The organism is uncultured Clostridium sp., assembly GCF_900547735.1.
Taxonomy (GTDB): Bacteria; Bacillota; Clostridia; order Lachnospirales; family Lachnospiraceae; genus Otoolea.
The window spans coordinates 72857-83187 of sequence record NZ_URHZ01000015.1 but is presented as its reverse complement, the minus strand read 5'-3'; the positions used below and the strand labels follow the sequence as shown (position 1 = coordinate 83187).

Genomic DNA, 10331 nt, shown 5'->3' with positions numbered 1-10331 from the left:
TTCACAAGCGGGAGCGCGTCCCCGCAGGAATTTTTTTCTCCGGATTCCCCCTCACCATAACCATCCACCGGGACTGAAGACTCATATCCAACCTCCCACTCCCCCGTCCGCCGTCTTACAGAGGCGTCCTCGCATCTCAACTAATCCCCTATCTTTTCCCCTCATTCTTCGCATCAAATCCAACCGGCAGATACCGTTCGGGAATTATTTTTTCATAATCTATATCGGTAAAACCGTTGCAGTATGTCAGTTCCACATAAATCAGCCTTTTCCCTTCTTCATCCGCCATTGCATAAATATAGCCGAAATCACTCGCACTGACCGCCAGGACGGGATAGTTGAATCCGGTAGCGCCGTAAATCAGATCCTGTTCCGGGTATTTCTTCGACTTCAGGCGGGCTGTCTCCGCTTCGTAATCCCCGTCATCACAGGTATAGACCAGATAGCCGAGATAACACGGATCCCAGGAATTATAGTACTCATAATAGAAATCCTCCGTTTTGGCGGATTCCGGCAGCTTTTCCGGGAAAATATCGTTGATTACCAGGTAGGACTCGCCTGTTTTCTTTTTGATATCGGCGTGTTCCGTCCTGTGGATTCCATCCGGCCCAAAATATGCTTCATATTGGGCAATGTCTTTTACTACCGTCCTCTCCGTCCAGTTGGAAACAAAAAACAGGATGACTCCCCCAATCAGAAGGAACACCGCGATGACGGTAATCAGAATAATCTTTACAGTTTTTTTCATAGGTAACTCTCTCTTTCTCTTACTCCATTACTCCGGGTAAATCAGCTTCTATTTCCGGTACAATCCCTCTTCTTCCTGTATCCGCCGGGTTCCGGCGCGACATACAGAGCACCATACGACTCAGGATACCGGACGCCATACGGCCCGGCATACCGGACAGCATATAGAATCAGCTCATATCTTTTTTATTCTATCACACAAACCGATCGTCCCAATGACGATATCCTTAAATTTCCATAACGTACTTTTTAATTTCCGCAGCATAACTGCCTGACCTTCACTCAAAGGACAAAAAGCCGTTTTCGGGAAGGCAAATCACATCAACATAATTATTTTTTAATAATATCGTTTTTTGTCATTTAGCCTCTATATTCCTGTGCATATTGTACAGTGTTTTCCCGATTATTTAAGTTGTTTTATACAATTCATAGCTTTTATCAATGCTCGATAGTTTATTAATATTTTACATTTTCTTAACGCACCGATATACTACACCTATGAAGAATGCCCCGCATTCTTACTAAATGTAGGAGGATAAGGTATGAAAGAGAAAACCAAAAAAAACTTTTTTAATGGCTTTCTGAACGGGATTGAAAGGATTGGAAATAAACTTCCTCATCCAATCACATTATTTGCAATTTTTGCCCTGGCAGTGATACTTCTGTCTGCACTGTTTTCAGCGGTCGGACTTTCCGCAACCGGTGAGTTTGTGAACCGTACGGCAGGCACAGTGGAGGTCCAGACCGTGGTGACAAAAAGTCTTTTAACCCGTGAAGGCATTCTTTACATGTTTACGAAAGCAATTTCCAATTTTACCGGCTACGCTCCTCTGGGCATTGTTCTTGTAGCAATGCTGGGCGTCGGCGTTGCCGAAAGCAGCGGTTTTATCACCGCCGTTATGAGAAGAACCGTTCAGGTAACACCGAGGCAGTTAATCACCCCAACTATCATTTTCCTCGGGGTTATGTCCAATATTGCTTCCGACGTTGGATATATTGTTTTGATTCCCCTCGGCGCTCTGATGTTCATGGCCTATGACAGGCACCCCCTGGCTGGTATTGCCGCGGCTTTTGCAGGCGTATCCGGCGGCTTTTCCGCAAACCTGCTGATCGGTACACTCGATCCCCTGCTGTCGGGAATTTCCAATGAGGCCGTGAAAATGGTGGATTCGGCCTATGTGGTAAACCCTACCGGCAATATTTTCTTCATGATGCCTTCCGTATTACTCATAACCGTCCTGGGAACGCTGGTAACGGAAAAAATTGTGGAACCCAGGCTCGGCACCTACCGCGGAAGCGCCGATAAAGACGCCTTCCACAAGCAGGATGTATCCGTCAATGAGAAAAAAGCGTTAAAAGCGGCTACCCTGACCCTGTTCGGAATGATTGCCGGCCTCGTTATCGTCTGCATTCCTTCCGATTCGCTGTTCCGCAATCCGGAAACCGGCAGTCTTCTCGGCTCCTCCCCGCTGATTGCCAGCATTATCATTCTTGTTGCAATCTTCTTCCTGGTGCCGTCCGTTGTCTTCGGATTCGTGTCGGGAACCTACAAATCGGATAAGGACGTATGCGCGGCTCTCGCAAAATCCATGGCCCATATGAGCGGCTACATCGCCCTGGCCTTCGTCGCCTCGCAGTTTATCAATTACTTCGGCTACACAAACCTCGGCACCATCCTGGCCTTAAACGGAGCCGCACTGTTTAAAACAATGGGAATCGGGCCTATCCCGCTGATGATTTTATTTGTGCTTTTTTCCGCGTTTCTCAACCTTTTCATGGGATCCGCATCCGCAAAATGGGCCATCCTGGCGCCGGTATTCGTACCAATGTTCGTACTCCTCGGCTACACGCCGGAGATGTCCCAGGTTGCCTTTCGTATTGGAGATTCCTGTACTAACATTATCACTCCGATGATGTCCTACTTTGCGATGATCGTCGTATTTGTCCAGGAATATGATGATGAAGCCGGCATGGGCACTCTCACCTCCATGATGCTCCCCTATTCGGTTGTCTTCCTGGTAGGATGGACACTCATGCTCATTGTATGGATTATCTTTAACCTGCCTCTGGGTCCGGGAGGAATCGGCATGTATCTTTAATATTCCTAAAATGCAGTATTCGTAAAAAGGATGAAATACCAAAAGGCAGGAATAGTGAAAAGATGAAATGCCTTGAAATTGGAACAGCGAAAAGTTGAAATACCCTGAGATTGGAACAGCGAAAGGATGGAATCTGATTTGATTAATAAAAAACGTTTGCTGGAAAGTTTTCTGAATTACGTCCGCATCGACAGTGAAACGGGAAATGAAAAAGAAATGGCCGAACTGCTTGTAAAAGAACTAACGGAAATCGGCTGTGAGACCTCCTTTGACAATGCCGGAGAGCTCCTGGGATGTAATGCGGGAAATCTGTACTGCGTTATGAATGGCTGTCCGGAACTGGAACCACTGCTTCTCTGCGCCCACATGGATACGGTAAAACCCGGCTGCGGCATTGAGCCGGTTATTGAAAACGGCATCATCCGCAGCAGAGGCAATACCGTGCTGGGCGGAGACGACAAGGCCGGAGTCGCCGCAATCGTGGAAACACTCCGCACCATCCACGAGAATGCACTGTCTCACCCCACTATTGAAGCCATATTCACAATCCATGAGGAAGGCGGGCTCCTGGGCTCCAAACACTTAAATTACGGCAAAATCCGGTCTAAAAAGGCCGCGGTTCTCGACAGCGGCGGCGCCCCCGGGAAAATCATCACTTCCGCGCCGGGACAGGTGAAGCTGAATGTTACGGTCCACGGCAAATCGGCCCATGCCGGAGTCAGCCCGGAACAGGGCATCAGCGCCATCCAGACAGCCGCAGATGCGATTTCCCGGATGCAGCTTCTGCGCATCGATGAGGAAACGACGGCTAATATCGGGACGATTAAGGCGGAATATGCCACAAATATTGTCCCCGATACGGCTTTCATTGCCGGTGAGGCGAGAAGTCTGGATAACCGGAAACTGGATGAACAGGCCGCGCACATGATGAAGTGTATCGGGGAAAGCTGCAAAAAATACGGGGCGGCCTTTTCCGGAGGAATTGAGAGAAGTTATGCAGGATATAAACTGGATGAGGACGATTCCTGGATTCAGGAAATAAAAACGGCCTGTGAAAAAACCGCTCTGCCGGTGGTGACTGCTGCCAGCGGCGGCGGAAGTGACGCCAATCATATGAATCAGCACGGAATTAAGGCGGTTCCGCTGGGCACCGGCATGACAAAGGTCCACAGCGCAGAAGAGGAACTGGCCGTCATCCATCTGGAGCAGACGGCAGAACTCGTGCTGGCGCTGGCCACGGCCCTGTAAAACTGGAAAAATACCGGCTCCGCTATGACGGAGACCGGTACTTTTCCATTAAAAACCGTATAAACTGAAGCGCTCTCCTGCAGATAATGCTCTTCTTTCCCCACACAACGGAAATTTCGGCAGGGATTGCATCCTCAAGGGAGATAGCCTTAATGTCACAGACGTCTTCCGCCTCCTTCAGCATAAAGGAGCAGACGGCCCCGATTTCCACAATGCGAATAATACTCTGCAGCTGGTTAGAACGCGCAACGACATTGGGTGTGATCCGGTGCATCTTAAAATGCCTCATGAGCGCCTCATAATGATAGCTGTCGCCTGACAGAAGCGCCAGATTCACCTCCGACAAGTCCTCATAGGACACGTGTTCCAGCGCAGCCAGGGGATGCTTTTTCCCGACGCAGAGACAGTATTCCGAGCCGGTCAGCCTGCGGATATTGTAATCTTCCGTATCGATTGTGGCTGCTATGGTAACGGCACAGTCAATCTTCTCCGTCTCCAGAAGCTCCTGCAGTTCCAGCGCGCCCAGTTCAACCACCTCAATTTTTGTGTCCGGATATTTTTTCAGAAATCCCTGGTAAATTTCCGGCAGGAAAAACGCACTGATCATAGGGGTGACGCCGACAGAGATTTTCGTCTTTTCAACGCCGCTGTTCTTCATCAGCTCCACAATCTCGTCACTGTCTTTAATCAGCTTATAGGCACGCATCAAAAGATGTTCACCGTTCTTTGTGATACGCAGGCGTCCGTTTATCCGCTCGAACAGTTTGATGCCGAATTCCAGTTCAAGTTCCTTGATCGCGTTGGAAATTGAAGGTTGGGAAATATTCAGTTCCCTTGCCGCCCGGGTAATATTTCCACAGTGGCAGACCGCTATAAAGTATCTGAGCTGACTCAGTTTCATGGTATGTTTGCCCTCCCAATCACTTCAATTATGAATGATACCTGTACCAGACATTATACATGGTTGGCTGCCTAAAATCTACATTCCCGGAGGAAATTGCATGTAAATAAGGAGAAAGCGCGCCTGCCTGCGGCAGAAACGCTTTCTCCTTATTGATTGATGGTGAAACGTCCGTGGAACACACTCTTTCACCGCCTACTGTACCGCATCCGAGAAGTCCTTGAACCCCAGCCCGAATACCTCCGTCGTTTCAGTTACCATTACAAAGGCATTTTCGTCCGTTTCCTGGATAATTCTCTTGAGGCGGGAAAACTCCGATTTTCTCACCGTACACAGGACAACCGTGGTCTCCTGGCCGCTGTATGCCCCTTTACCGGGCAGTATCGTGGCGCTCCGGTCTAATTCCTGTATAATGCGCTTTGCAATCTCATCGGCGCGGCTCGTGATGATGGATGCATTGCTCCCCGCATCGCCTCCGTAAATGATGGTGTCGATCACCTTTGTCTGTGCGTACAGACTGATCATTCCGAACAGCGCCGCGTCTACATTGTGGAATACAAACGTGGAGAGCGACAGGATAACTCCGTCTATTATCAGCAGCGCACGTCCGATTTGGACATGGGGATATTTCTTCTGCATCAGATATCCGGCCACATCGCTTCCGCCCGTCGTGGAACCGGCCATGAAAATAAACGCCATTCCGATCCCGACCAGGATTCCGCCGTAGAGGCTGCTCATCATCCTGTCCCCCATGTAAAGCGGGCATATCGGCGCCACCACATAGTCCAGGATAACGGAACAGATTCCGCAGGCCACCGCCGTCCGGATGGCAAACCGGCGGCTTAAATAAAACCATGCCAGGACGAGCAGCGGTAAATTGACCATCAGGGTCATCCGTCCCACCGGCAGTCCGGTAACATAATTAATCATCAGAGCGATTCCGACCGCTCCTCCGGGTGCAATGTTAGCCGGCACGATAAAACTCTGGGTGCCAGCACTGTATATAAACGCTCCTATAATCAGAAGCAGTCCGTCTCTTACCGATCCTTTATTAATCTTTCCGCTCATGTTATTATGCCTTTCTCCCCGCCGGCCCTGAAAAGTTTCCTCGCTAAAGGTTTCCTTCCGGGCTTACGCGTCCCGAAGGCAGTTACCGGAGGATTCCGTATTGTTGTATTTTTCTTTGCAGGGTCTGTCTGGGTATATCAAGAATTTTGGCAGCCTCCGAGATATTGCCTCCGGTCACTTTCATTGTCCGGACAATAATGCTCTTCTCGTAATCATCGACCGCCTCTCGCAAAGAGGAGCAAAGGGTATTTCCCTCCTCCGTATTTTCCTTTGGAGTACTTGTCATTTCGTTGAATTTATCCTCTATATCCTCGAGCTTCAGCATATTACTGTCCTCACCGACCATACTCATCCCATAGACGATGATATGCTCAAGTTCCCGGACATTGCCCGGCCAGTCATATTCCTCCAGTCTGGCTATCAGCTCTTTAGAAACGTATTGTACCTTTTTATTAAAGGTTGCATTGTGTTTGTTTACATAAAATTTGACAAAGTGCGAAATGTCCTTCTTCCGCTCCCGCAGCGGAGGAATTGTGATGGACATCATACTGAGCCTGTAGTAAATATCGCGGCGCAGATTGCCTTCCTCAATTGCCTTCAGCGGTTCAGTATTGATGGCTGCGATAATCTTCACGTCCACCGTCTTGATATCCCTCGCTCCCAGACTTCTGAAATGCCCGTCCTGCAGAACGCGCAGCAGCTTGGACTGAAGGTGGATCGGCATGGAGTTGATCTCGTCGAGAAACAGTGTTCCGCCGTCCGCAAGCTCGAACAGCCCCTTATTCTCCGTAGCGCCCGTAAAAGCACCCCTGGCTGTTCCGAAAAGAATGCTTTCGAGCAGCGTATCGGGAAGGGCCGCACAGTTCTGGGCGATAAAAGGTTTTCCTTTTCTCGCGCTGGTATTGTGGATCGCCTGGGCAAACACTTCCTTGCCCGTACCCGTCTCGCCGTATATCATAACGGGCAGATTACAGGCTGCCACAATTTTTATATACTCCCTGGCCTTCTGCATCTTTTCGTCAACCGCGATAATATCACCGATTGTAAAGGTCGCCGTTTCGCGGCTGAGCAGTTTTCCCGAGCCGTTGATTGGAAAAAAGGCGGAACTTAACTCAATCCGCTCCGAATCCTCTGTCTCCACTGCATTTTCCTGCATGGACAGATCGATGGCGCCGACGATTCTCTTTCCGCTTTTAATTGGTATGGACAGGGAGGTAATCCGGATCCCCTCCTGCCCTTCGGCCTTCAGAAGCTGGTTCTCCACATAGACCGGCAGTCCCAGTTCCATGGCCTTGATGGTCGTACTCGTCTTCGGATCCAGATTCTCATAGACATCTAAAAACTTTTTCCCGACCAGCTCATAATTTTCCTCCTGGCTGGAGAGCTTGTTGTTCAACTTGGCAGTGAACAGAATCTCTCCTTCCAGGTTTATAATTGTAATACCGTCAATATATCCTTTTCCGTGGAACAGTTTTTCCATCAATTCCATAGTTTCCATCCCCCTCTGCGCTTTTTCCCCGCTCTGTTGCCATAAAACGGCTAAAAACAACACTTAAGAAAATAGTATCAGAGTTTGGATGGGATTACAATATGTCGGATGCTCTGTTCCATTTTATAGCTCCGGCTTTGTTACTGTTCACTCCGTGCCCGGCAGCACGCTTCGCGATGCACAGAAACGGCACACGCTGCGCCCGGCAGCCCGGCTATTCTTAACACTCTTCCCCTTCACCGGGACGGTCTAACGGAAGCTTCAGCCACCACCATTTGAAAACAATGTTGGCAATAATGCAGGCCGCCAGTATCGCCAGATAAATGCCGATAAACTTCCAGTGGTTTCCATTTAACAGCATCATCGGCCCTACGGACCAGGCAAACATCTCTATCGGCGTCGTAAACGGCGCTGCAAAGGCCGTATCATTCAGGGTCTTGGACAGATTGTCCGGATCCACGATACGAAGAAGGATAAATCCGATGGCAAATACGCCTGTGGAATAACCGAATACAAAGATGGAACGCTCAAACCAGCTCCCCTTGTTCATAGCAGGGCCGAAGAACATTAAAGTAATTACTACAATGACCATACCGCAGAGCAGCAGAAGCGCCAGCGGGGCCGCATATTTAATAATGACGGAAATTTTGATGGATGCAATACCGAAAAATACGAGATAGTCCGTGGCAGTTCCGGAGATACGGCTGATCACGTTCTCATCTATGTATTTGCTGACTCCCACCTTCTTAAATACCAGGAACATCGCAATGGCGATCAGGAAAGCAACCAGATAGGTCGGCAGATCAAGTCCCGTCACGCTGAGGATCCATTTATTAAGAAGCATGCCTGCTCCGGATGCCACGAGAAGAACGGCAAGATGCCAGGCCAGAGGATCTAAGACCATGGAAGAAACAGTCTCATCACCCATGGATTTACGTTTTTCATTTGGAATCAGACCGGTTTTCAAGTCACCGGAAATATACTGGAAGCTCTTAATATATTTTGTCCAGCCCTTCTTTGTGCCCATTTTGATAAAGAAAAGGCCGCCGAAAATACCGGAGAGAATTCCTACCGTAGCACAGGTCATGGCGATATCCATGGCATCCGGATCTCCCAGTCTCTGGAAGGTGGAACCTACTGCCGCCGCTGTTCCGTGACCGCCTGAAAAACCGGCTGCCAGGAGCAGGCCGAAGCCATAATTGATATCCGGGAACAGTTTGGAAATGACGAGAATTGCAAACAGCGGAGCAAGGCTGAACTGGATAACCTGGGCCAGCACTTTATAGGAGAAGTAGGAACCGATTCGATCCACTTCCGATCGGAAATCATTTTTTGAAAATGAAAATCCGTTAATTCCGACTGCTGCGAAAATTACGATAATCAGCACACCTGCGTAGGAACCAATCCCCTCGGAAAACGGCAGGATATTCAGTCCCTGGCTTCCCAGCGCCAATGCGATAAAACCGGCAATCATACTGGCCGGAACGAAGAATTTCTGAACTACTTTCACCTTTGCACGGATCAACTGCCCGATCATAATAAACAGCGACGCTAACGCAAAATCAAGTAAAAAATCATTTACACTCATATAACCCTCCTGTATTCGTATTTACCGGCTCAGGAATTACCCCGCATTCCCGAGCCGTCTGTCTTCTGTATCAGGGTTCACCCCAGAGATTCAGCTTTGTTCCAATCCCCTTTTCCAGTGCATTCCGGTAAATGGTATGGCCCCACGCCAAGTCCTCTATCGGCATCCCGTCCATAATAAATATCACCTTTTCCCTGTCGTCCAGTCTGCCTTCCGCCTTACCTGCCGCCACATCTCCCAGACCTGTGATATCCTCCTTCCGGATTTTACCGCTCCAGACCAGGTCCATCATGAATCCGCAGATACCGCTCAGGTTCTTTGCAAAACCGCCGGGGACATTGCCCAGTTCTTCCGCATATGCCTCGTACATCTCCCAGTTGTCAACCACGATGCGTGAACTCTTCATCAGTGACTCACTGATATCCGCGCTGGCCGGCAGGGTCAGGAGAGCGCCTTCATCCAGCCAGTCATCCTCGATGCGGGGAGACACACTGCCCGATGTGGCCACATTGATCACATCGCTGCCCCTGACCGCCTCCTCCACGGAACCGGCCACCTTTACCGTCACACCGTACTTTTCTTTCAGCTCTTCGGCATACCGGGAAGAGGCCTCCATATCAATGTCGCAGATGCGGATTTCCCGGATTGTCTTCAGGACATCCATCAGGGAATCCAGACAGGCTCTTCCTATCACGCCGATACCAATGGCGCTCAGCACCTGGGCCTGGTTTTTCGCAAAGTATTTAGCTCCCACCGCCGGGATGGCCCCGGTCCGCGCCGCGCTCAGGGCGTTTGCGGACATGATGGCAATGGGCGCTCCCGTGTCGGGATCGTTAAGCACCGTGGTCAGAATCGATCGGGGAAGACCTTTTTCCCGGTTAGCAAGATTGGAACCGTACCATTTCTCACCGCAGACGTGGAAACGGCCGCCGAGATAAGCCACCAGGGCCATAAATCTCCGATCCGGCCCCTTTACCGGCATTCCCGGAAACTCCGTCTCTTTTGGAAAATAAATTTTAATTCCATGGGAGTTATGATTTGGGGCACCCATCAGATAATCTCCCTGTCCCAGAAGATCAAATACTTCATCCATCACCTGTATGCAGGTATGTACATCATTGGCTCCCGCCTCCACGGCCTCGGCCTCCGTCAGAAATAAAAAGTCCAGATTATGGTTCATCCCCGTATCCT

At 49.6% G+C, this 10331-nt stretch carries 8 protein-coding genes; 2 read left to right on the top strand and 6 right to left on the bottom strand.

What is annotated here, in order from left to right; all coding sequences use genetic code 11:
• Positions 1 to 148 precede the first annotated feature (148 nt).
• Positions 149 to 748, bottom strand: coding sequence for a hypothetical protein (locus tag QZT18_RS07095; protein WP_294146009.1), 600 nt, complete (start codon positions 746 to 748; stop codon positions 149 to 151).
• A gap of 541 nt (positions 749 to 1289) precedes the next feature.
• Between QZT18_RS07095 and QZT18_RS07090 the strand changes: the two genes are divergently transcribed.
• Together QZT18_RS07090 and QZT18_RS07085 are read left to right on the top strand one after the other, a co-directional pair.
• Complete coding sequence (locus tag QZT18_RS07090) at positions 1290 to 2846, top strand: AbgT family transporter (RefSeq protein WP_294146008.1); 1557 nt, start codon at positions 1290 to 1292, stop codon at positions 2844 to 2846.
• Between the two features lie 138 nt (positions 2847 to 2984).
• The gene (locus tag QZT18_RS07085; RefSeq protein WP_294146006.1) at positions 2985 to 4094 is read left to right on the top strand and encodes a M20/M25/M40 family metallo-hydrolase; all 1110 of its coding nucleotides are present in this window, start codon (positions 2985 to 2987) and stop codon (positions 4092 to 4094) included.
• 22 nt (positions 4095 to 4116) lie between these two features.
• Here the strand turns inward: QZT18_RS07085 and QZT18_RS07080 are convergent, their stop codons facing one another.
• The 5 genes from QZT18_RS07080 to QZT18_RS07060 form a co-directional block, all read right to left on the bottom strand.
• The gene (locus QZT18_RS07080; protein ID WP_294146003.1) at positions 4117 to 4995 is read right to left on the bottom strand and encodes a LysR family transcriptional regulator; all 879 of its coding nucleotides are present in this window, start codon (positions 4993 to 4995) and stop codon (positions 4117 to 4119) included.
• 195 nt (positions 4996 to 5190) lie between these two features.
• Entirely contained in the window at positions 5191 to 6063 is an 873-nt protein-coding gene (locus QZT18_RS07075) for a YitT family protein (protein WP_294146001.1), read from the bottom strand.
• An 82-nt stretch (positions 6064 to 6145) separates the two neighbouring features.
• On the bottom strand, positions 6146 to 7552 hold the full coding sequence (locus QZT18_RS07070; RefSeq protein ID WP_294145999.1) for a sigma-54-dependent Fis family transcriptional regulator: 1407 nt from the start codon (positions 7550 to 7552) through the stop codon (positions 6146 to 6148).
• 220 nt (positions 7553 to 7772) lie between these two features.
• On the bottom strand, positions 7773 to 9140 hold the full coding sequence (locus tag QZT18_RS07065; RefSeq protein WP_294145997.1) for a sodium/glutamate symporter: 1368 nt from the start codon (positions 9138 to 9140) through the stop codon (positions 7773 to 7775).
• A 70-nt stretch (positions 9141 to 9210) separates the two neighbouring features.
• On the bottom strand, positions 9211 to 10320 hold the full coding sequence (locus QZT18_RS07060; RefSeq protein WP_294145995.1) for a tyramine oxidase subunit B: 1110 nt from the start codon (positions 10318 to 10320) through the stop codon (positions 9211 to 9213).
• Positions 10321 to 10331 lie beyond the last annotated feature (11 nt).

Bases quoted from the DNA above. Each gene is read 5' to 3' on its own strand.
- QZT18_RS07095 (WP_294146009.1), bottom strand. From the start codon at position 748: ATGAAAAAAACTGTAAAGATTATTCTGATTACCGTCATCGCGGTGTTC.
- QZT18_RS07090 (WP_294146008.1), top strand. From the start codon at position 1,290: ATGAAAGAGAAAACCAAAAAAAACTTTTTTAATGGCTTTCTGAACGGG.
- QZT18_RS07080 (WP_294146003.1), bottom strand. From the start codon at position 4,995: ATGAAACTGAGTCAGCTCAGATACTTTATAGCGGTCTGCCACTGTGGA.
- QZT18_RS07075 (WP_294146001.1), bottom strand. From the start codon at position 6,063: ATGAGCGGAAAGATTAATAAAGGATCGGTAAGAGACGGACTGCTTCTG.
- QZT18_RS07070 (WP_294145999.1), bottom strand. From the start codon at position 7,552: ATGGAATTGATGGAAAAACTGTTCCACGGAAAAGGATATATTGACGGT.
- QZT18_RS07065 (WP_294145997.1), bottom strand. From the start codon at position 9,140: ATGAGTGTAAATGATTTTTTACTTGATTTTGCGTTAGCGTCGCTGTTT.
- QZT18_RS07060 (WP_294145995.1), bottom strand. From the start codon at position 10,320: ATGAACCATAATCTGGACTTTTTATTTCTGACGGAGGCCGAGGCCGTG.